Below are 21,873 nucleotides of genomic sequence, written 5' to 3' on the forward strand. Positions count from 1 at the left end.
CCCATACGAGGTGGGGGCCGCGAGCCCTGCCCCCGGCCCCCACCTCGTATGGGACTGGAACGGGACCCTCCTCCACGACATCGACGCGGTCATCACCGCCACCAACGCCTCGTTCGCCGAGTTCGGCTTCGCCCCGCTCACCCTCGACGAGTACCGCGACCTGTACGTCGTCCCGGTGCCCAAGTTCTACGAGCGGATCATGGGCCGGCTGCCCACCGAGGCCGAGTGGCTCGTCATGGACGAGACCTTCCACCGCCACTACTGGGCCGCCGCCGAGACCGCCGGCCTCACCGACGGCGCCCGCGAGCTGCTCCAGGACTGGCAGGACCAGGGAATGAGTCAGTCCCTGCTGTCCCTCGCGCCCCACGACCAGCTCGTCCCGCTCGTCCGGACCCACCGCATCGACCGCCATTTCGTCCGCGTCGACGGCCGGACCGGCCCCTCCCACACCTCCAAGGCAGGACATCTCGTACGGCATCTGCAGGCCCTCGCCCCGGCGGGCGTGACCGCCTCCCGTACGGTCCTCATAGGCGACGCCGTGGACGACGCCCGCGCCGCCGCCCACGTGGGCGCCCGGGCCGTGCTCTACACGGGCGGATCCCACAGCCGCGCAAGCCTGGAATCGGCCGGGGTCCCCGTCGTGGACACCCTGGCCGAGGCCGTCCTCGCAGCCCGCGAACTGGCCGGATAGGCACTGGCACGTTCGGTTCGATCCAGTCGCTGGCCAGAGTGTCAAAGTTCTGGGCCAGGTTTTGTACAGATGCAGTGAATGACGAGCGGGGGGGCAGGCGAGATAGCCTTGTACCCGTGATCAGCGCGATAGTCCTCGGGGGCGGCCACGCCCCCGGCATGCGCCCGGCACACCATGGTGCCCGGGCCCTCGCTGATCGCCGCTGCCGGGACCACGGCCCCCTGGCCTGTTCCCTCCCGGCCGCTTCTCCCTTCGACACAGCGCCGGCTGCGCACCCCGCAGCGCGGCGCCGCGTCATTCCTTCCTTCACCTACGTCACGCAACGGCGCGCGACAGGAGCCATGAGGACATGCAGACCAAGCTGGACGAAGCAAAGGCCGAGCTGCTCGCGCGGGCGGCACGGGTAGCTGAGAACAGCCCGGCCGGGGGGCTACTTCCGACTGGGTCCGAGCAGGGGGAGCGCCCCGACCGCGACACGGTGCTCGAGTACCTCCAGCGCTACTACCTGCACACCGCTCCCGAGGACCTCACCGACCGCGACCCGGTCGACGTCTTCGGCGCGGCCCTCTCGCACTACCGGCTCGCCGAGAACCGTCCGCAGGGCACCGCGAACGTCCGCGTGCAGACCCCCACCGTCGAGGAGAACGGCTGGACCTCCAGCCACTCGGTCGTCGAGGTGGTCACCGACGACATGCCCTTCCTGGTGGACAGCGTCACCAACGAGCTCTCCCGCGTCGGCCGCGGCATCCACCTCGTGGTCCACCCGCAGGTCGTCGTCCGCCGCGACGTCACCGGCAAGCTGATCGAGATCCTCGGCCCCGACTGCGACGCCCACGGCCCCCGCACCGCGCGCCCCCACGACGCCCTCGTCGAGTCCTGGATCCACGTCGAGATCGACCGCGAGACCGACAAGGCCGACCTCAAGCAGATCACCGCCGACCTGCTGCGCGTCCTGTCCGACGTCCGCGAGGCCGTCGAGGACTGGGAGAAGATGCGCGACGCCGCGCTGCGCATCGCCGACGACCTCCCGAACGAGCCCACCGCCGCCGACCTGCGCGAGCACGAGCTCGAAGAGGCCCGCGAGCTGCTGCGCTGGCTCGCCGACGACCACTTCACCTTCCTCGGCTACCGCGAGTACAACCTGGTCGACGGCGACGCCCTCGCCGCCGTCCCCGGCACCGGCCTCGGCATCCTGCGCTCCGACCCGCAGCACAGCAGCAAGGACGACGGCCACCCGGTCTCGCCCTCCTTCAACCGGCTGCCCGCCGACGCCCGCGTCAAGGCCCGCGAGCACAAGCTGCTGGTGCTGACCAAGGCCAACAGCCGCGCCACCGTCCACCGCCCCTCGTACCTCGACTACGTGGGCGTCAAGAAGTTCGACGCCGACGGCAACGTCATCGGCGAGCGCCGCTTCCTCGGGCTGTTCTCCTCCGCCGCGTACACCGAGTCCGTGCGCCGCGTCCCGGTGATCCGCCGCAAGGTCGCCGAGGTGCTGGAGCAGGCCGGCTTCTCCCCCCACAGCCACGACGGCCGCGACCTCCTCCAGATCCTGGAGACCTACCCGCGCGACGAGCTGTTCCAGACCCCGGTCGACAAGCTCCGCGAGATCGTCACCTCGGTGCTCTACCTCCAGGAGCGCCGCCGGCTGCGCCTGTACCTGCGCCAGGACGAGTACGGCCGCTACTACTCGGCCCTCGTCTACCTGCCGCGCGACCGCTTCACCACCGGTGTCCGGCTGCGCCTGATGGACATCCTGCGCGAGGAGCTCGGCGGCACCAGCATCGACTTCACCGCCTGGAACACCGAGTCGATCCTCTCCCGCATCCACTTCGTCGTCCGCGTCCCGCAGGGCACCGAGCTGCCCGTGCTCACCGACGCCGACGCCGAGCGCCTGGAGCAGCGCCTCGTCGAGGCCGCCCGCTCCTGGGCCGACGGCTTCGAGCAGGCCCTGACCTCCGAGCTGGGCGAGGAGCGGGCCGCGGAGCTGATGCGCCGCTACGCCGGTTCCTTCTCCGAGGGCTACAAGTCCGACCACACCGCCGCCCGCGCCGTGGCCGACCTGGTCCACCTGGAGAAGCTGCGCGACAGCGGCCGCGACTTCGCGCTCTCGCTGTACGAGCCGGTCGGCGCGGCCCCCGGCGAGCGCCGCTTCAAGATCTACCGCACCGGCGAGCAGGTCTCCCTGTCCGCCGTCCTGCCCGTGCTCCAGCGCCTGGGCGTCGAGGTCACCGACGAGCGCCCGTACGAGCTGCGCTGCGTCGACCGCTCGCACGCCTGGATCTACGACTTCGGCCTGCGCCTGCCCGCGCCCTCCGGCAACGGCGACGCCTACCTCGGCGACGACGCCCGCGAGCGCTTCCAGGAGGCCTTCGCCGCCGTCTGGACCGGCGAGGCCGAGAACGACAACTTCAACACCCTGGTGCTGCGCGCCGGGCTGACCTGGCGGCAGGCCGTCGTCCTGCGCGCGTACGCCAAGTACCTGCGCCAGGCCGGCTCCACCTTCAGCCAGGACTACATGGAGGACACCCTCCGCAACAACGTCCACACCACCCGCCTGCTGGTCTCCCTCTTCGAGTCCCGCCTGTCGCCCAGCCACCAGGCCGCCGGCAGCGAGCTCGTCGACGCCCTGCTGGAGGAGCTGGACGGGGCCCTGGACCAGGTCGCCTCGCTCGACGAGGACCGCATCCTGCGCTCCTTCCTCACCCTCATCAAGGCCACCCTGCGGACCAACTTCTTCCAGAAGAACGCCGCCGGCGAGCCCCACTCCTACGTGTCGATGAAGTTCGACCCGCAGGCCATCCCGGACCTGCCGGCCCCCCGCCCGGCGTTCGAGATCTGGGTCTACTCCCCGCGCGTCGAGGGCGTCCACCTGCGCTTCGGCAAGGTCGCCCGAGGCGGCCTGCGCTGGTCCGACCGCCGCGAGGACTTCCGTACGGAGATCCTCGGCCTGGTCAAGGCGCAGATGGTCAAGAACACCGTCATCGTGCCGGTCGGTGCCAAGGGCGGCTTCGTCGCCAAGAACCTGCCCGACCCGTCGGTGGACCGCGACGCCTGGCTCGCCGAGGGCATCGCCTCGTACAAGATCTTCATCTCGGCGCTGCTCGACATCACCGACAACCTGGTCGCCGGCGAGGTCGTGCCGCCCAAGGACGTGGTCCGCCACGACGAGGACGACACCTACCTCGTCGTCGCCGCCGACAAGGGCACCGCCACCTTCTCCGACATCGCCAACGGGGTCGCCGAGTCCTACGGCTTCTGGCTGGGCGACGCCTTCGCCTCCGGCGGCTCGGCCGGTTACGACCACAAGGGCATGGGCATCACGGCCCGCGGCGCCTGGGAGTCGGTCAAGCGACACTTCCGCGAGCTGGGCCACGACACGCAAGCCCAGGACTTCACGGTCGTCGGCGTCGGCGACATGTCCGGTGACGTCTTCGGCAACGGCATGCTGCTCTCCGAGCACATCCGCCTGGTCGCCGCCTTCGACCACCGGCACATCTTCATCGACCCGAACCCGGACGCGGCCACCTCCTACGCCGAGCGCCGCCGCCTGTTCGAGCTGCCCCGGTCCTCCTGGGCCGACTACGACACCGCGCTGCTGAGCCCCGGCGGCGGCATCCACCCGCGTTCGGCGAAGTCCATCCCGGTCAACGCGCAGGTCCGCGAGGCCCTCGGCATCGACGCCGGCGTCACCAAGCTGACCCCGGCCGAGCTGATGCAGGCGATCCTCAAGGCCCCGGTGGACCTGCTGTGGAACGGCGGCATCGGCACCTACGTCAAGGCGTCCACCGAGTCCCACACCGACGTCGGCGACAAGGCCAACGACGCCATCCGCGTCAACGGCCAGGACCTGCGGGTCAAGGTCGTCGGCGAGGGCGGCAACCTCGGCCTGACCCAGCTCGGCCGGATCGAGTTCGCCCGCGACGGCGGCAAGGTCAACACCGACGCCATCGACAACAGCGCCGGCGTGGACACCTCCGACCACGAGGTGAACATCAAGATCCTGCTGAACGCCCTGGTCGCCGAGGGCGACATGACCCTCAAGCAGCGCAACAAGCTGCTGGCCGAGATGACCGACGAGGTCGGCCGCCTGGTGCTGCGCAACAACTACGCGCAGAACACCGCCCTGGCCAACGGCGTCGCCCAGGCCGCCAGCCTGCTCCACGCCCAGCAGCGCTTCATGCGCCGCCTCGGCCGCGACGGCAAGCTCGACCGAGCGCTGGAGTTCCTGCCCAACGACCGGCAGATCCGCGAGCTGCTCAACACCGGCAAGGGCCTGACCCAGCCGGAGCTCGCCGTCCTCCTCGCCTACACCAAGATCACGGTGGCGGACGACCTCATCCAGACCCCGCTGCCGGACGACCCGTACCTGCGCGGCCTGCTGCACGCCTACTTCCCGGCCGCGCTGCGGGAGAAGTTCCCCGAGGCGATCGACACCCACGCGCTGCGCCGCGAGATCATCACGACGCTGCTGGTCAACGACACCGTCAACACCGGTGGCTCGACCTTCCTGCACCGCCTGCGGGAGGAGACCGGGGCCTCCCTGGAGGAGATCGTCCGCGCCCAGCTCTCGGCCCGCGAGATCTTCGGCATGGCCGAGGTCTGGGACGCCGTCGAGGCCCTCGACAACAAGGTCCCGGCCGACGTCCAGACCCGGATCCGGCTGCACTCCCGCCGCCTGGTCGAGCGCGGCACCCGCTGGCTGCTCAACAACCGGCCGCAGCCGCTGGAGATCACCCAGACCATCGAGTTCTTCGGTGCCCGGGTCGCGCAGGTCTGGGCCGAGCTGCCCAAGCTGGTGCGCGGCGCGGACCTGGAGTGGTACGAGTCGATCGTGGCCGAGCTGACCGGGGCCGGCGTGCCGGAGGAGCTGGCGGCCAAGGTCGCCGGGTTCTCCTCCGCCTTCCCGGCCCTCGACGTGGTCGCCATCGCCGACCGCATCGGCAAGGACCCGCTCGACGTGGCCGAGGTCTACTACGACCTGGCCGACCGCCTGAACATCACCCAGCTGATGGACCGGATCATCGAGCTGCCGCGGGCCGACCGCTGGCAGTCCATGGCCCGCGCCGCCATCCGCGAGGACCTGTTCGCGGCGCACGCCGCCCTGACGGCGGACGTCCTCTCGGTCGGCAACGGCACGTCCACGCCGCACGAGCGCTTTGAGGCCTGGGAGCAGAAGAACGCGGCCCTGCTGGGCCGCGCCCGCACCACCCTGGACGAGATCCACGGCTCGGACGACTTCGACCTGGCCAACCTCTCGGTGGCGATGCGCACCATGCGCTCGCTCCTGCGAGCCCACGCCTAGGGCGCAGCGCCCTCACACCGAGGCCCCGGCCCCCGGATTCCGTCCGGGGGCCGGGGCCTCGGCCGTCCTGGGCCGTCCTCGGCTCACGCGGTGGCGTAGCCGAGGAACTCCGTCCAGGCGTCGGGGCTCACGGCGAACTCCGGCCCGGGCACGACCTTGGAGTCCCGGACGTGGACGGCTTCTGCGCAGGGCGCGACCTCTACGCAGTCGTCGCCGTCGGCGCTGCTGTACGTCGACCTGTGCCAGGAGAGGGCGACCTCCACGCAGTTGTCGCCGTCGGCGCTGCTGTAGCTGCTCTTGAACCACTGCAGAGTGCTCATAAGGTCCCTCGCATTCGCTTCAACAGGCCCGCGCTGTCCACCGGATTGAGGGCCTGGATGCGAAGTTTGGCATACCGGAGGTGCAGCGCGCTGAGGTCGTTCGGGTCGGACAGCACCCGTCCGAGCTGCTGGCCCTCGCTGTAGCCGTACCACTCGTGCTCCTGGGTCTCCAGGAGGCGGAAGGGACCGCCGAGCCCGGAATGCCGGGGGCTGACCAGCGGCATGATCTGGATGTCGGCGTTGGGCAGTTGGCCGCACTCCAGCAGGTGGTCGATCAGCTCGCGGGTCACCTCAGGGCCGCCGCTCTGCCGGTGGACCACCACCTCGTCGATGATGAAGCTGAAGACGGTGTGCGGCGTGCGGGTCAGTATTTCCTGCCGCTGCAGACGGGCTGCGATACGTGCCTCCGCCTTTTCGCTGGGTGGCGGCGGCAGAGCGTCCGCCATCAGGGCCCAGGCGTACGATTCGGGCTGCAACAGCCCTGGTACGGACCGGCTTTCGTACGTGTTGAGGGCGATGGCCTGGTCCTCCAGCTCTGCCCAGTGCTGGAACCACTTGGCCAGACCCCGCCTGCGGTTGAGCTGTTTCCACGCGATCAGGATCACCCCGAAGGCGTCGAGCACCTCGTCCACCACGGTCACCATCCTGCGCGACGGGTGGCGTCGGCCCTGTTCCACCGAGGCGAGGGCCTCGACGGAGTAGTTGATCTGGGCGGCCAGTTGTTCCTGGGTCAGCCCGGCCCGGTTCCGGGAAGCCTTCACGATCTGGCCGAAGTTGCGCAGCGCGGCACGGTCGGCGTCGTCACTCACCATGCATCAATCGTCACGGCACGTCACAGAGGGCGTCTACTCCATGGACCCGTACAAAACTTTGGTACGGCCAACTACCCTGTGCGCGACCGCACATGTGAAATGTCACGGGGGAAACGGGATGTGGGGACGAGGCACGGTCCTGGGGGACCGTTACGCGCTGACCGAGCGGATCGGTGGCGGCGGGATGGGGGAGGTCTGGCGCGCGGACGACAGCGTGCTGCGGCGGCAGGTCGCCGTCAAGGTCCTGTTGCCCACCCTCCTGGACGATCCGGCGTTCGCGGCACGGTTCCGGCGGGAGGCCACGGTCCTGGCCTCGCTCAGCCATCCGGGCATCGTGGACGTCCACGACTACGGCGAGACCGAGATCGAGTCGGGCGAGCGCGTGGCGTACATCGTGATGGAACTGGTCGAAGGGCGGCCCCTCAACGAGGTCCGGGTGCAGGCGGGCCCGATGGAGCCGGCCCAGGCCTTGGACATCGCCGGTCAGGCGTTGGACGCGTTGCACGCGGCGCACCTGCAAGGGGTGACCCACCGGGACATCAAACCGTCCAACCTCATGCTGGGTGGGGACGGCCGGGTCACCGTCACGGACTTCGGGATCGCCCGTTCCAGCGCGGCCAGCACCGGCATCACGGACTCGCACGCCGTGCTCGGCACCGCCCTCTACATGGCCCCGGAACAGGCCGAGGGGCTCGGCGCCGTCGCGGCGTCGGACCTCTACTCGATGGGCGTGGTGGTCTACGAACTCCTCACCGGCGAGCCCCCGTTCACGGGGGAGTCGGTGGTGGAGATCGCCCTGAAGCACGTACGGGAGCCCGCTCCGCCGCTGCCCGAGGCCCTGCCCGAGCCCGTACGGGCCTTCGTGGCGCGGGCGCTGCTCAAGCACCCCGAGGAGCGGTACGCCGATGCCTCGGTCATGGCGGCGGCGGCCCGGCGCGCGGCGGAGGGCCGGCCGCTGGCCGAGCTCGACGCCCCGGCGGGGCCGGTGGTGGCCCGACCTCAGGCGGCGGCCGTGACCGTCCGCGAGCGGAAGAAGTGGTGGCAACGGCTGGGGCTCCCGGAGGGGGTGGCGGTGCCGGTCGCGGTCTCGGTGACGGTCACCGCGACGGTGGCGGTGACGGTGTTCCAGGTGGCGCCCTGGGCGAAGGAGGCCGACGCCCAAGGAGCGGGGGCCCAGCCGTCCACGTCCGCGTCGGCCCCGGCGGCCCCGGGCAGCGGGAGCCAGGACCCGGGAGCCTCGGCGCCGCCGCCCACGGCGTCGCAGAGCCCCTCACCCGGCGTCGGCGGCCAGGTACCGCCGGGCCAGGACCCGGCCGGCGCCGGCCAGGGAGCGGGCGGGGGCCAGCAACAGCAGCCGGGCGGCGGCGGCCAGCAGCCGGGCGGCGGCGGCAACCCGGCCCAGCCCGGCAGCGGCAGCCCGTCGGGCGGCGGCGGCAACGCCGGCGGCGGAGGCCAGAAGCCGCCCACGAACGGCACCCCGAGCGGGGGAGGCGGAGGAGGCGGCACCAGCCCCGGCTCACCGCCCCAGGGGTGCGGCGGCGGAGTCTGGGGCGCGATCACCAACGTGGGCGACGGCCTGAAGGTGGGCCTGGCCTCGAACAGCACGGCGGCCGGCACCAAGGTGGTCATGGGCGGCACCACGGCCCTCGGCTGGGTCTACGAGCGCTCAAACTACGAATCGTTCCACGCCTGCGCCCCGAACGGCTCCTACCTCGGCCGCGCCCTGACCCAGTTCAACGAGACGGTCCGCGCCGAACTGGGCGGCGGCGGAGGCGTCTGGTGGAACCTGGAACGCGTCCCCGGCACCTCCGCCTACCTCATCAAGGACATCTCCTTCATGGCCGGCTGCCTCACCGACAACGGCCCCGGCAAACAACTGACGGTCGTCCCGTGCGAACCGAACAACAAGTCCCAACAGTGGTACGTCCCGTAGGCCGGCCGAGGCCGGGCTCAGCCGCTGAAGGCCTCGTACGCGTCGCAGACCTCCGTCACCGGGCCGTCCATGCGGAGTTCGCCGCGCTCCAGCCAGATCGCGCGGTCGCACGTCTCGCGGACCGTGCCGATGCTGTGGCTGACCAGGAAGACCGTGCCGGCCGTGGCGCGCAGTTCCTCGATGCGCTTCTGGCTGCGCTTCTGGAACGCCGCGTCGCCCGTGGCCAGGGCCTCGTCGATCATCAGGACGTCGTGGTCCTTGGCCGCGGCGATGGAGAAGCGCAGGCGGGCGCCCATGCCGGAGGAGTACGTGCGCATGGGCAGGGAGATGAAGTCGCCCTTCTCGTTGATGCCGGAGAAGTCGACGATCTCCTGGTAGCGCTCGCGGATCTGCTGCTTGGTCATGCCCATGGCCAGGCCGCCCAGTATCACGTTCCGCTCGCCCGTGAGGTCGTTCATCAGGGCCGCGTTGACGCCCAGCAGCGAGGGCTGGCCGTGCGAGTAGACCCGGCCCGAAGCCACCGGCTGCAGGCCGGCGATGGCCTTGAGCAGGGTGGACTTGCCCGAGCCGTTGGTGCCGATGAGGCCGATGGCCTCGCCCTTGTACGCGATGAAGCTCACGCCGCGGACGGCGTGCACCTCGCGCACGCCCTTCTCGGGCCTGCCGCCGCGCAGGATCCGGCTGAGGGCGGCGGTGGCGCTGCCCTTGCCCTTGCTGCCGCCGTTGACCTTGTAGACGACGTGGACGTCGTCGGCGATGACGGTGGGGATACGCGTGTCAGCCACGGCCGTACTCCTCCTCGGCCTTCCAGAAGTAGACGAACCCGCCGACGCCGGCGAGCAGGGCCCAGCCGGCCGCGATCGCCCAGACGTGCGGGGGCAGGGCGTGGGCGGGGTAGCTGTCGATGAACGCGAAGCGCATCAGGTCGATGAAGACGGCCGCCGGGTTGCACTTGAGGGCGAGGAGCACCCAGTGCGGGAAGTCGTCCTTGGAGAGCATCGAGTCGATGCTCCACATGACGCCCGAGGAGTACATCCAGGTGCGCAGGACGAACGGCATGAGCTGGCTGACGTCCGGCATCTTGCTGCCGATCCGCGCCATGATCATGGCGCAGCCGCCCGCGAAGACCAGCATCAGGAAGAGGGTCGGGACGACCAGGAGCCACGAGGCGCTCGGCGTCTGGCCGAAGGCCAGGAGCAGGACCACCAGGGCGGCCATGGTCACCAGGAGCTGCTGGAAGAGCTGGACCACCGTGGAGATCGGCAGGCTCGCCCGGGGGAAGTGCAGGGCGCGGACCAGGCCGATGTTGGAGTGGATGGCCCGGGTGCCGGTGTTGATCGAGCTGCCGATGAAGTCCCAGATGAAGACACCCGTGATCAGGAACGGGATGTAGTCCGGGACCCCGTGGCTCGCCTTCATGATGATGCCGAAGATGAAGTAGTAGACGAGCGCGTTGAGCAGCGGGGTGACCAGGTGCCACACCTGCCCGAGCTTCGCCTCGCTGTACTGCGCCGACATACGGGCCGTCGCGAACGCCGTCACGAAGTGGCGCCGGCCCCACAGCTGCCGCACGTACTCCGGGAGGGAGGGGCGGGCGCCGCTGATGGTCAGGCCGTGGGCGGCGGCCAGCTCGGCCATGCTCGGCTCGGGCCGGGGCGGTGCCGCCGCCGGGCTGGTCCGGGTGGTCGTGGTCACAGGGGCGGTCGCTTTCCCTCGGGCCTTCGCTGGTCATTCGTCGGGACGGGTCCGTATCGTCGCTACGGTGAGCGTAGGGCGCTGATCGTCGGAACGCAACCGTTTCGTCGTTACGGGGCTGGGGCGGCGACCCGGCTATATGCTCTGTGCATGACCACGGACCCTGCCGCCACACCGTCCGCCACCGCCGCACCCCAAGGAACCCCCGCCGCCCGCCGCGCCCCCGCCGGGGCCGCCGTCCTGCGCGAGGACGTGACGGAGGCCATCCGCGCCGCCGTGCTCGCCGAACTCGCGGCCGTGGGCTTCTCCCGGATGTCGATCGAGGGGATCGCCCGCCGGGCCGGGGTCGGCAAGACGGCCGTCTACCGGCGCTGGAAGTCCAAGCTGCACCTGGTGCTGGACCTCGTCGGCGCGTTCGCCGTGGACGGGCTGCCGGTCCCCGCCACCGGCTCGCTCTACGGCGACGTCCGCGCCCTGCTGGAGGTCATGACGCACGTGCTGCGCCACCCGGTGGCGTCCGCGGTCATCCCGGACCTGCTGGTGGAGGCCTCCCGCAACCCCGAGATCGCCGACGCCGTGCGCGGGGCCCTGCTCGACGGGCAGCGCCGGATGGCCGAGGGCATCGTCGCCGAGGCCGTCTCCCGCGGGGAACTCCCCGCGGACACCGACCCCGACCACGCCCTGGACCTGGCCATCGGCCCGCTGTACTGGCGCCAGGTGGTCGTCCGCGACGCCACCCCGGCGGCCTATCTGGACGAGCTCGCCCGCTCGGTCGTCGCCGGCCTCAGCGCCGCCCGGCCCGCCTCCTCCTGAACCGCAGCCTCAGGCCGCAGCCCCCGGCCGCGCAGCCTCGGGCCGCACACCCCGTGCACGTCCCGCCGCCCTACGGCCACAGTCCCGCCCCCAGCCGCGCCAGCGGCGCGTCGGCCGCCGCCGGCGGTGCCGACGCGGCCGGGGCCGGGCGGCGTTCCTCCAGCGGGACGACCGGAGGCAGCCCGCTGGTCTGCCCCAGGAAGACGTGCCGGACCACCCGCTCGGCCGCGTGCCCGTCGTCCAGGGTGCAGAACCGGGCCCGGAACGCCGCCCGCAGCTGCGCCGAGCGCGAGCCCCGCCAGTGGCCGGTGGTGAAGATGTCCACCAGCTCGTCCTGGGTCCGCGCGACCGCCCCGGGCGGACAGGCCCGCAGGTCGAAGTAGGTGCCCCGGGCGGCCTCGTACGCCTCCCAGTCGTCGGCGTGGATCACCATCGGCCGGTCCAGGGCGGCGTAGTCGAACATCAGCGACGAGTAGTCCGTGACCAGCGCGTCCGAGGCCAGGCACAGCTCCTCCACCGACGGGTACGCCGAGACGTCGATCAGCCGCTGGTGCCGGTCCGGCGCCAACGGGCCCGACCCGTACGTGAGGTGGCCCCGGGCCAGCACCACGAACCGCGGGCCCAGGTCGCGCAGCAGCCGCTCGAAGTCCAGGTGCTCGGGGCGGCTGCGCCGGTAGTCGCGGTGCGTGGGCGCGTACAGGATCGCGGTCGTCCCGGCCGGGACGCCGAGGCGCTCGCGCAGCTCCCGCACCCGCTCGGCGTCGGCCCGGTGGAAGACGTCGTTGCGCGGATAGCCGTACTCCAGCGTGGTGTACGCCGCCGGGACCGCCTTCTCCCACACCAAGGTGGAGTGCCGGTTGGCCGACAGCAGGTAGTCCCAGCTGTCGGCACTGCGCAGCAGGCCCGCGAAGTCCGCGGTCGGGGTGGCCGCCGGGCGGTCCTGGAGGTCGAGGCCGACCCGCTTGAGCGGGGTGCCGTGCTGGGTCTGCACCAGGACCTGGCCGGGCCGCTTGACCAGGGCGCGCTCGACGTTGACGTTGGTGACCAGGTACCTCGCCCGCGCGAGCGCCGTGAAGTACGCCGCCGAACCCGGCCTCAGCGGGGTCGTCGCCGGCGGCAGGGTGGAGCGGTGCGCGGGGTCGCAGATCCACGCCGTGCGCATGGCGGGCGCGAGCTCGCGCAGCTTCGCCTCGATCGCGGCCGGGTTGCAGGCGTAGCCGCCGTGCCAGTACGCGGTGAAGACGGCGAGGTCCGCGCGCAGCGGCAGCAGCCGCTGGAGCCGGTAGTGCAGCCGCAGCGCCGCCTCGCGCAGGCCGTGCCCGGCGGCCGTCCCGGCCCGGCCGGCGGCCAGGCCCGCACCCCGCAGCACCGACAGGACCCGGTAGGTCCGGCGCACGCCCAGGCGCATCAGGGCGTGCCGCAGCCGGTCGGTGCGCGACAGCGACAGCGGGACCGGACCCTTGGCCCGGTGCCCGCGCAGCAGGGCGGCGGCCCGGCGGAAGAACTCGGCCCGGCAGGACCGCGGCAGCCGGCGCCGGTCGGCGTACAGGGCGCAGAAGTGCTCGGCCATCCGCCGGTGCAGGGCCGGGCGCCAGCGGTGCAGCTCCGGCCGCTCGGCCAGGAAGCCGAAGAGCCGCTCGTACTGGTCGAGGACGTCCAGGTGGCGGCGGGTGGTCGTGGTCAGGATGGAGCCCGTACGGCGCTGGCGGTAGTGCACGCAGACCCGGTCCAGCACGGCCACGGACTCGGCGGCCAGCAGCGCCGGGTAGGTCCAGGCGACGTCCTCGTAGAAGCCGGGCGGGAAGGTCAGGCCCTCGCGCTCGACGAACTCGCGGCGGTAGGCCTTGTTCCACACCACCATCAGCATGCCCAGCAGCGAGGGGCGGTCGGCGAGCCGGAAGCTGGCCGGGCCGTCCTCGGCGAGGCGGTGCGCGAGCCGGTTGCGGACCACCTCGCCGGTCCAGAAGGCGCGGGCGTAGTCGTGGACCAGGACGTCGGGGGAGCCGGTCGCCTTCAGCCGGTCGGCGATCGCCTGGAGCGCACCGGGGGTGAAGGTGTCGTCGCCGTCGAGGAAGAGGACGTAGTCCCCGGTGGCCCGGGCCAGCCCGGCGTTGCGGGCCGGGCCCAGGCCGCCGTTGTGCGGCAGGTGCACGGCGGTGACCCGCGGGTCCTTGGCCGCGTACGCGTCGATGATCGCGCCGCAGCCGTCGGGGGAGGCGTCGTCGACCGCGATCACTTCCAGATCCGCGAACGACTGCGACAGGACGGAGTCCAGACTCTCCTGGAGGTACGCCTGAACCTTGTACGCGGGCACGATGACGCTGAACCGGGGCACGGCACATCCAGGGGTCGGCGCGGGCATTTCTGCCGGGAACCGATGTGACGATCAACTGGTTACGCCGAGTGTGGCAATCGGGTTACGCGGCGTCATCGACCCACGTCAGCGGGGTGCCCGCGCGTCACCGTGGTGCGTCACTTCACGGCACCGGCCATCACCCCCGAGACGAACTGCCGCTGGAACGCGAAGAAGACGACCAGCGGGACCACCATCGACAGGAACGCGCCCGGGGCGAGGACGTCGATGTTGTTGCCGAACTGCCGGACCTGCTGCTGGAGGGCCACCGTCACCGGCGGGTGCGCCGAGTCGGCGAAGACGAGCGCCACCAGCATGTCGTTCCACACCCACAGGAACTGGAAGATGCCGAGCGAGGCGATCGCCGGACCGCCCAGCGGCAGCACCACCCGGGCGAACAGCCGCAGTTCGCCCGCGCCGTCGAGCCGGGCCGCCTCCAGCAGCTCGCGCGGGATCTCCGCGAAGAAGTTGCGCAGCAGGAACACCGCGAACGGCAGGCCGAAGGCGGTGTGGAACAGCACCACCCCGGCCGTGGTCTCGAACAGGCCGATCGCCCCGAAGAGTTCGGAGACCGGGATCAGCGCCACCTGCACCGGTACGACCAGCAGCCCGACCACGACGAGGAACAGCCAGTCCCGGCCCGGGAACTCCAGCCAGGCGAAGGCGTACCCGGCGAGCGCGCCCACGACGAGCACCAGCAGGGTCGCCGGCACGGTGATGGCCACCGTGCTCAGCAGGGAGCCGGTGATGGTCTCGTTCTCCAGCAGCCGGGCGTAGTTGTCGGTGGTGAGCCGGGCCGGCGCGGTCAGGGCCTGCCACCAGCCGGCCTTGTTCAGGTCGGTCGGCGACAGGAACGAGGACACCAGCAGGCCGAAGGTCGGCAGCAGCCAGAACAGCGCGGCCAGGACCAGGAACACCCGGACCGCCCCGCCCGCGGCCCGGGCGGCGAGCCGGGACGCGGTCGAGACCCGGGCGGCGGTCGTGGACGCGGGCCGGGCGGCCCGCGCCGCGGCGGGCGTGGTGGCGGTCATCGGCGTCCCTCCCGGCGGATCCGGCGGATGTTGTAGAGCATCACCGGCACCACCAGCACCAGCAGCAGCACGGCGATGGCACTGCCGAGCCCCTGGTCGGCGTCCGTGCCGAACGAGGTCCGGTAGAGCTGGAGCGCCAGCACGTTGGCGTCGTCCTGCACCGAGCCGGGCGCGATCACGAAGACCAGGTCGAAGATCTTCATCACGTTGATCACGAGGGTGACCAGGACCACGGCCAGGACGGGCGCCAGCAGCGGCACGGTGATCCGGCGGAACACCTGCCACTCGCCCGCCCCGTCCACCCGGGCCGCCTCCAGCAGCTCCCGCGGTACGGCCGCCAGCCCGGCGCCGATCAGCACCATCGAGAAGCCCGCCCACATCCACACGTAGGCGCCGATGACGGCCGGGGTGACCAGGACCGGACCGAGCCAGTCCACCCCCGCGTAGGGCTCCCGGAAGTTCTCCGCCGGCAGCCGCAGCACCGCCCCGTCGGCCTTCGCGGACAGGGTGAACGTGCCGTCGGCGCGGGCCGTGGTGCGCTCCACGACCTTGCCGTCGCGCACGGCCTCGATCCGCATGCCCGCGTAGGCGGACTCGGCCGGGTCCACCGCGTTGGTCCGGCCGCCCCCGCCGCGGGTGAAGTCCTGCCAGGTGGTGCCGGTGACCTTGCCGGGCTCGGCGGCCGGCGCCACCGCGGGCCGCGTACCGTCGGGCAGCGCGTCCGGGGCCACGCCGACCAGCGGCAGCAGCACCGGGACGCCCGCCCGCACCGGCTCCTTCGTCACGTACGCGCCGCCGCCCGCGGGCACCAGCGGCGAGTCCCGGCCCGGGCGCGCCTTGGGGAACGCCGAGGACTCCGCGAAGGTGTCGTGCACCCCCACCCAGACCGCGTTGGCCACGCCCCGGTCCGGGTCGGCCTCGTAGACCAGCCGGAAGATGATGCCCGCCGCGAGCATGGAGATCGCCATCGGCATGAACACCACCAGCTTGAACGCGGTGCCCCAGCGCACCCGTTCGGTGAGTACGGCGAAGACCAGCCCGAGGACGGTCGCCGTGGTCGGCGCCAGCACCACCCACACCGCCGTGTTGCGCAGGGCGGTACGGATGGTGTCGTCGGCGAAGATCTCCCGGAAGTTGTCCACGCCGACGAAGGTCTCGCCGGAGCGGTCGAAGAAGCTGCGGTAGAGCGAGTAGCCGATGGGATGCACCACCAGCGCCCCGAGCAGCACCAGCGCGGGCAGCAGGAACGCCGCGGCCACGGCCCGCCCCCGCCACCGCCCGCGGGGGCCGGCGGTGGCGGCGGACGCGCCGGGCGTGCCCGTGGCGCCGCTCGTGCCCGTCGTGCTCGTCGTGCCGGATTTCCTCAGGCCGGACACGGCGTCAGTTCCCGTAGGCCTTGGCCGCGTCCGCCTCCAGCCGGGCCTGGGTCCCGGCGACGTCGGACGGATTCGCCAGGAAGTCCTGGAGCGCCTTCCACTCGCCCGCCCCGGGCGTCCCGCCGAAGGCCGCCGGAGCCTGGTCCGACATGTCGAAGCGGAAGTCGTCGCCCGCCGCGATCAGCGCCTGGGCGATACCGCGCTGGATCTCGTTCGGGTACGCGGCCGGGTCCACGGCCTTGTTGGGGGAGACGAACCCGCCCTGCCGGGCCTGGATCTCCGCCGCGTCCGGCGAGGCCAGGAACGTCAGCAGGGCCTGCGCGCCCTTGGACGGCTTCAGCGCGACGGCCACGTCACCGCCCGAGACCACCGGGGCCTTCGCCCCCACCGCCGGGAACGGGAAGACCTTGGCGTCCGCGCCGATCTTCGCCTCCGTCTGGGCGATGTTGACGGCCACGAAGTCACCCTCGAAGACCATCGCCGCGGCCGGCCGGTCGCCCCCGGTGAACGTCTGGGTCACCGACTTCGGGAACTCCGTGGACAGGGCCCCGCTCTGCCCGCCCGCCAGGAAGTCCTTGCGGCCGAACAGCGCGGCCAGCGTCCGCAGGGCCTCCCCGACACTGGCGTCCGTCCACTTGATCTGGTGCTTGGCCAGCTTGTCGTACATCTCCGGGCCGGCCTGGGAGAGGTAGACGTTCTCGAACCAGTCGGTCAGGGTCCAGCCGTCGGCGCCCGCCACCGAGACGGCCGGCACCCCGGACGCGGAGACGGTGTCGGCGGTCGCGAGGAACTCCGGCCAGGTCTTCGGCACCTTGGCGCCCGCGGCCTCGAACGCCTTGGTGTTGTACCAGACCAGCGACTTGTTCGCGGCCTTGTAGTACACGCCGTACTGGGTGCCGCCGACCGCACCGAGGTCCTTCCAGCCCTTGGAGTAGTTCTTGTCGAGCTGCGCCTGGGCCTCCGGGCCCACCGGCTGCGCCCACTTGTTCTGCACGGCCGCCGTCAGCGCACCGACCTGCGGCAGCAGGGCCACGTCCGGCGGCTGGCCGCCGGCGACCTTCGTCCCGAGGAAGGTGACGATCGGGTCCTGGGCCGGGACGAAGGTGACCTTCGCACCCGTCCGCTTCTCGAACTCCTTGAGGACCTTGGTGAAGTTCTCCTGCTCCGGCCCGGTCCACACGGCGGCCACTTCCAGCTTCTCGCCGTCCAGCTTCGGTAAGGCCACGCTCTCCTTCGACCCGGCGGTGGCGCCGGCGGGCGGGTCCTCCTTCGGGTCCTTCCCGCCCCCGCCCCCGCACGCCGTGAGCGCCAGGGCGCCCGCGGCGGCGAGCGCCGCCCAGGTGCGAGTCTTCCGACCGGTACGTTGCGTGCGCATGGCTGTGCCCCCGATACCCGTGGTGTGTCGCGTGCCACAGGTCTACGCCGACCCGGTGGCGGGCCGCAATACCGCGTCACGGCAGGAACCGGCCCGGAGCGCGCCCGTACGCGGCCGGTCGGGCGCGGGTCGGGTGGTGCTCAGGGGGCGGGCGGGAACAGCACGGGTATCGCGGAGACCAGGTGGGAGGCCCGGTCCAGGGCACTGGCCAGCAGCGCCAGGTCGGTCGGGCCGTTGCCCAGCTCGCGCACCGGGCGGCGGGCCGGAGGATCACCCATCCGCTCCCACTCCAGCGGCACCACAGTGGGCCTCTGGGTCGCCGTCCGCGGGATCCGGCCGGTCACCCGGCCGGCCTGGAACGGGACCATCCGCCCGTCCGGGTGGCGCAGCACCGCCCGGCCCGGCCCCGGCTGGTCCGGGGCGGCCAGCTCCACGCGCAGCGGACTGATCCGGGCCAGCTCCGTGTCGGCCGTGCGGTCCGGGCGGGCGCTGCCCGCCACCAGGTGCACGCCGAGCCGGGCGCCGTCGCGGGCCACCGCCTCCAGGGCGCGCACCACCGAACCGGCGGCGGGGCGGCCGGTGCTGCCCAGGGCGGGGGAGACCAGGGCGTCGAGATCGTCGACCAGGACCACCAGGCGGGGCAGCGGGGTGGGGCCCGAGGCGGGCTCCGTACGGACGCTGCTCGCGCGCAGCCGCAGGGTGCCGGTGCGCGGGCCGCCGGCCGGGTCGAACTCGCCGGGGGCCGGCGGGCGCGGGGAGACCAGATGGCCTGCGACGGCCCGGCGGGCGTGCCAGTCGGTGAAGGCGACCCCGTCCAGCAGCTCCGCCCGCCGCTTGAGCTCGGCACCCAGCGCCTGGGCGAACTCCCGCATGCGCAGCGGGTCGGAGGCCACCAGATGGGCCGAGACGTGCGGCAGCTCGGTGCACGGCTGCAGGCCCTCGCCGCGGTCTCCGCCGGCGCCGTCGAGGAGGATCAGGCCGAGCCGGTCCGGGCGGGCGGCCGCCGCCAGGGAGGCGGCCACGCTGCGCAGCAGCTCCGTTCGGCCGCTGCCGGGCGGGCCCTCGACCAGCAGGTGCGGGCCCTCGGAGACCAGTTCGACCCCGACCGGGCCGCGCAGCCCGCTGCCGAGGACGACCTCGGCCAGGCCGCCCACGCCCTGGCCCTGCTCGGTGGCCGCCGCCCAGCGGGCCATCAGCGAGGCCGGGGTGGCCCGGGCCAGGCCCAGCTCGTCCAGCAGCCGGGAGGCGGTGGGCAGCGCGGCCGTGGCCGGGCGGGGACCGGGGACGGTGCCGTGGGCGCGCAGCGGGGCCAGGGCGCGGGCGAAGCGCTCGGCCCAGGCGGCGGAGACGGCGTCCGCGGTGGCGGTGGTGCCGTGGCCGGCGGGGCGGCCGGCCTCCACCGGGAACGTCCGGACGGTCGTGGCGACGTCCCCGCTGAGCAGGGCCACGGTCGCGCAGTCCCGGAAGGCCGGCAGGGCCGCGCAGGCCTGCTCGTAGGAGTCGGTGACGGGGGACGCGGGGCCGGCCGGGGCCGCCTCGGCGAGGCAGAGCACATGGATGCCGGCGGCCCGCCCGTGCGAGGCGAGCCGTCCGGTGAAGTCGCGCAGCGGACCGGGCCCGGGATCCCCGTCGAGCACGACGAGGGTGCGTACGCCGGTGTGCCGGGCGGCGGCGGCCTGGACCTCCTCGGGCCCGGCGGCGGCCCAGCCGGGCCCCAGCGGGCTGTCGTCCAGCCGCCGGGTCAGCTCGGCGACCCGGGCCGTGGCCTGGTCCCGGTCGTGGGCCAGCAGCAGCCGGCAGTCCTGGCCGTGGCCGGGCCGGGTGTGCGGGAGCCAGCCGAGCCAGGCCCAGTCCCGTACCCGCTCGGGCAGTGGCCGGGCCCGGTCGGCGGCGACGAGCACGACCTCGACGTCGCCGGGCGCGTGCAGCGCGGTCACCTGCGCCACGAGCGACCGGGCCACGCCGAGCACCCGCCCGCGCGGCCCGGCCACGCCGAGCGCGGTGTGCCGCAGCGCCACGGGGCTCCCGGCGCCGAGCGTGACGACCAGTTCCTCGGGATGGCCGGGCCCGCGCGACCACAGCCGCGGGGTGGGACCGAGCGCGGCCAGCAGGAGCGCGGCCGCGTCGTCGGCCACCGGCGCGGCGGGCGCCGCCGCCACCTCGGCCGGCACCCCGACCTCGACCGCCTCGTCCCGCCCGACCCAGCGCCGGGCCCAGGCGCCGATCCCGCGGCGGGGCCGGGGTGAACCCTCGGCCTCTGCCGGGGTCTCGGGCCCGGCCGCATCCGGCCGGGCGCCGGCGGGGCCGCCGGCGTACGGGCCCGCGGGGCCACCGGCGTACGGGCCCGCGGGGCCACCGGCGTACGCGGCCGCGTGCCCGCCCGCGTAGGCGGCCGCCTGCCCGCCCGGGGAGCCGCCCGCGTACGCGCCCGGGTCGCCCGCCGCCGGGTACGCCGGCGGACCGTGCGGGTGGTCGGCGCCGACCGGGAAGGCCCCGCCGGCTCCGCCTCCGGCACCGGCCGGCTCCGCCGGGGCGGTGGCGGGGCCCGGGTGGTCCGGGAGGGTCAGATGGCCCTCCAGGTCGGGGATCAGGGGCAGCGGGGCCGTGTGCGCCGGGGGTGCGAGGCGGAGGGTGGACTCGCCCGTGCGCAGCAGGGAGCCCACGGCGAAGGGGGCCGGGGCGGGGCCCAGCCGGGCGCCGTCGAGGGTGGTGCCGTTGGTCGAGCCGAGGTCGGCCACCGTGACCCGGCCGTCCTCCGTCACCGTGACCGCGCAGTGCAGCCGCGAGACGTCCGGGTCGTCCAGCGGGACGTCGGCCTCCGCGGAGCGGCCGATGCGGATCGCGCCCGGGTGCAGCAGGTGCACCCCGCCCGCGTCCGGGCCCGCCACCACGTGCAGCTCGGCCACCGCGTCCGCGGCGTCCGCGTCGGGCGAGACCGGCTGGTGCACCGCCACCACGGCGCCGTCCACCAGCGGCGGTTCGCCGAGCACCCGCCGCTGCGGGTCCAGCCGCTCCTGGCCGGCGTAGAGGATCACGGTGCCGCCGGTGTCGGGGCCCCCGACGGTCGAGACCAGCCCGGCGGCGACCGCCGCCAGCGCGGTGCCCGCCGGCGCGGTGACGAGCACGTCACAGCTCGCCCGCGCGAGCGGCTGGTGGCCGCTGCGCGGCCCGAGGACGGTCAGCCGGATCTGCATCGCCGTCAGCGGTCCCTTCTGCGCCTGCGCGGTGCGCGATGTGCGCCCGGCAGGGGAACGGCGGGCCCTGCCCGATGATCGCCGCCCCCCGGTCGTCCCGTACGGATGCATCCTCGCACCTGCCGCGGACAACACGCCCGGCACCCGTAGAAAAATGATCTTGATCGATCTCCGGCGGGGACACTACCCGTGCACATCCGGACGTAAAACGCCCCCGGCATACGCTCGAAACGACCTTCTTCGTACAAATGTGCGGCAACCGTCACCGCGCGCCCTGCGTCTTGCACAGGGACACCCCCTAGAGTGGGCCGGAAAAAACCACTCATGGACACAGCAAGCAGGGGAGCGCGAGACGTGCGGCCAGTCGGCAGCAAGTACCTGCTCGAAGAGCCGCTGGGACGCGGCGCTACGGGCACCGTCTGGCGTGCCCGCCAGAGGGAGACCGCGGGCGCGGAGGCGGCGGTCGCCGGGCAGCCCGGCGAGACCGTGGCCATCAAGGTCCTCAAGGAGGAGCTGGCGCACGACCCGGACGTCGTGATGCGCTTCCTGCGCGAACGTTCCGTCCTGCTGCGCCTGACCCACCCCAACATCGTCCGCACCCGCGACCTCGTGGTCGAGGGCGACCTCCTCGCCCTGGTCATGGACCTCGTCGACGGCCCGGACCTGCACAAGTACCTCCGTGAGAACGGCCCGTTCACCCCGGTCGCCGCCAGTCTGCTGACCGCCCAGATCGCCGACGCGCTCGCCGCCAGCCACGCCGACGGCGTCGTCCACCGCGACCTCAAGCCCGCCAACGTCCTGCTCGACGAGCGCGAGGGCGGGATGCGCCCGATGCTCACCGACTTCGGCATCGCGCGCCTGGCCGACTCCCCGGGCCTGACCCGCACCCACGAGTTCGTCGGCACCCCCGCCTACGTCGCCCCCGAGTCCGCCGAGGGCCGCCCGCAGACCTCCGCCGTCGACATCTACGGCGCCGGC

General features: G+C 73.1%; 14 protein-coding genes. 5 read left to right on the plus strand and 9 right to left on the minus strand.

What is annotated here, in order from left to right; all coding sequences use genetic code 11:
• Window positions 1-10 precede the first annotated feature (10 nt).
• On the plus strand, window positions 11-691 hold the full coding sequence (locus EF918_RS16640) for an HAD family hydrolase (RefSeq protein ID WP_125646409.1): 681 nt from the start codon (window positions 11-13) through the stop codon (window positions 689-691).
• Window positions 692-1,040: 349 nt separating this feature from the next.
• The gene (locus EF918_RS16645) at window positions 1,041-5,993 is read left to right on the plus strand and encodes an NAD-glutamate dehydrogenase (RefSeq protein ID WP_125646389.1); all 4,953 of its coding nucleotides are present in this window, start codon (window positions 1,041-1,043) and stop codon (window positions 5,991-5,993) included.
• Between the two features lie 83 nt (window positions 5,994-6,076).
• Here the strand turns inward: EF918_RS16645 and EF918_RS16650 are convergent, their stop codons facing one another.
• Window positions 6,077-6,313 carry a DUF397 domain-containing protein gene (locus EF918_RS16650; protein ID WP_125646391.1) on the minus strand — a complete coding sequence of 79 codons (237 nt, stop codon included), beginning with the start codon at window positions 6,311-6,313 and terminating at the stop codon, window positions 6,077-6,079.
• The gene (locus EF918_RS16655) at window positions 6,310-7,125 is read right to left on the minus strand and encodes a helix-turn-helix transcriptional regulator (protein WP_125646393.1); all 816 of its coding nucleotides are present in this window, start codon (window positions 7,123-7,125) and stop codon (window positions 6,310-6,312) included. The genes EF918_RS16650 and EF918_RS16655 overlap by 4 nt, the downstream gene beginning before the upstream one ends.
• 118 nt (window positions 7,126-7,243) lie before the next feature.
• Between EF918_RS16655 and EF918_RS16660 the strand changes: the two genes are divergently transcribed.
• Window positions 7,244-9,058, plus strand: coding sequence for a serine/threonine-protein kinase (locus EF918_RS16660; RefSeq protein WP_185921770.1), 1,815 nt, complete (start codon window positions 7,244-7,246; stop codon window positions 9,056-9,058).
• Between the two features lie 17 nt (window positions 9,059-9,075).
• Here the strand turns inward: EF918_RS16660 and EF918_RS16665 are convergent, their stop codons facing one another.
• Both EF918_RS16665 and EF918_RS16670 read right to left on the minus strand, forming a co-directional pair.
• A complete protein-coding gene (locus EF918_RS16665; protein WP_125646397.1) occupies window positions 9,076-9,843 on the minus strand; it encodes an ABC transporter ATP-binding protein in 768 nt (255 codons plus the stop codon).
• Window positions 9,836-10,696: an ABC transporter permease gene (locus EF918_RS16670; protein ID WP_125646411.1), complete on the minus strand. Its 861-nt coding sequence runs from the start codon at window positions 10,694-10,696 to the stop codon at window positions 9,836-9,838. The genes EF918_RS16665 and EF918_RS16670 overlap by 8 nt, the downstream gene beginning before the upstream one ends.
• Window positions 10,697-10,903: 207 nt before the next feature.
• Between EF918_RS16670 and EF918_RS16675 the strand changes: the two genes are divergently transcribed.
• Window positions 10,904-11,566, plus strand: coding sequence for a TetR/AcrR family transcriptional regulator (locus tag EF918_RS16675; RefSeq protein WP_125646400.1), 663 nt, complete (start codon window positions 10,904-10,906; stop codon window positions 11,564-11,566).
• A gap of 70 nt (window positions 11,567-11,636) precedes the next feature.
• Here the strand turns inward: EF918_RS16675 and EF918_RS16680 are convergent, their stop codons facing one another.
• The 5 genes from EF918_RS16680 to EF918_RS16700 form a co-directional block, all read right to left on the minus strand.
• The gene (locus EF918_RS16680) at window positions 11,637-13,901 is read right to left on the minus strand and encodes a bifunctional glycosyltransferase family 2 protein/CDP-glycerol:glycerophosphate glycerophosphotransferase (RefSeq protein ID WP_125646401.1); all 2,265 of its coding nucleotides are present in this window, start codon (window positions 13,899-13,901) and stop codon (window positions 11,637-11,639) included.
• Between the two features lie 137 nt (window positions 13,902-14,038).
• Complete coding sequence (locus EF918_RS16685) at window positions 14,039-14,950, minus strand: carbohydrate ABC transporter permease (protein WP_125646403.1); 912 nt, start codon at window positions 14,948-14,950, stop codon at window positions 14,039-14,041.
• Window positions 14,947-16,209: a carbohydrate ABC transporter permease gene (locus EF918_RS16690; RefSeq protein WP_260610273.1), complete on the minus strand. Its 1,263-nt coding sequence runs from the start codon at window positions 16,207-16,209 to the stop codon at window positions 14,947-14,949. Before EF918_RS16690 ends, EF918_RS16685 begins: the two co-directional genes overlap by 4 nt.
• Window positions 16,210-16,330: 121 nt before the next feature.
• A complete protein-coding gene (locus tag EF918_RS16695) occupies window positions 16,331-17,701 on the minus strand; it encodes an ABC transporter substrate-binding protein (protein WP_125646405.1) in 1,371 nt (456 codons plus the stop codon).
• 140 nt (window positions 17,702-17,841) lie between these two features.
• Window positions 17,842-20,895 carry an FtsK/SpoIIIE domain-containing protein gene (locus EF918_RS16700; RefSeq protein WP_125646407.1) on the minus strand — a complete coding sequence of 1,018 codons (3,054 nt, stop codon included), beginning with the start codon at window positions 20,893-20,895 and terminating at the stop codon, window positions 17,842-17,844.
• A 354-nt stretch (window positions 20,896-21,249) separates the two neighbouring features.
• Here EF918_RS16700 and EF918_RS16705 point away from each other — a divergent pair.
• Window positions 21,250-21,873: serine/threonine-protein kinase (locus EF918_RS16705; RefSeq protein ID WP_148141239.1), on the plus strand; the 624-nt coding region annotated here is incomplete at its 3' end.

This window comes from Streptomyces sp. WAC06614 (assembly GCF_003949795.1).
Classification (GTDB): Bacteria; Actinomycetota; Actinomycetes; order Streptomycetales; family Streptomycetaceae; genus Streptomyces.

What these genes read in the sequence shown, in the direction of transcription:
- EF918_RS16685 (WP_125646403.1), bottom strand. Translation starts at nt 14,950, where the DNA reads ATGACCGCCACCACGCCCGCCGCGGCGCGGGCCGCCCGGCCCGCGTCC.
- EF918_RS16650 (WP_125646391.1), bottom strand. Translation starts at nt 6,313, where the DNA reads ATGAGCACTCTGCAGTGGTTCAAGAGCAGCTACAGCAGCGCCGACGGC.
- EF918_RS16700 (WP_125646407.1), bottom strand. Translation starts at nt 20,895, where the DNA reads ATGCAGATCCGGCTGACCGTCCTCGGGCCGCGCAGCGGCCACCAGCCG.
- EF918_RS16675 (WP_125646400.1), top strand. Translation starts at nt 10,904, where the DNA reads ATGACCACGGACCCTGCCGCCACACCGTCCGCCACCGCCGCACCCCAA.
- EF918_RS16655 (WP_125646393.1), bottom strand. Translation starts at nt 7,125, where the DNA reads ATGGTGAGTGACGACGCCGACCGTGCCGCGCTGCGCAACTTCGGCCAG.
- EF918_RS16695 (WP_125646405.1), bottom strand. Translation starts at nt 17,701, where the DNA reads ATGCGCACGCAACGTACCGGTCGGAAGACTCGCACCTGGGCGGCGCTC.
- EF918_RS16645 (WP_125646389.1), top strand. Translation starts at nt 1,041, where the DNA reads ATGCAGACCAAGCTGGACGAAGCAAAGGCCGAGCTGCTCGCGCGGGCG.
- EF918_RS16670 (WP_125646411.1), bottom strand. Translation starts at nt 10,696, where the DNA reads ATGGCCGAGCTGGCCGCCGCCCACGGCCTGACCATCAGCGGCGCCCGC.
- EF918_RS16660 (WP_185921770.1), top strand. Translation starts at nt 7,244, where the DNA reads ATGTGGGGACGAGGCACGGTCCTGGGGGACCGTTACGCGCTGACCGAG.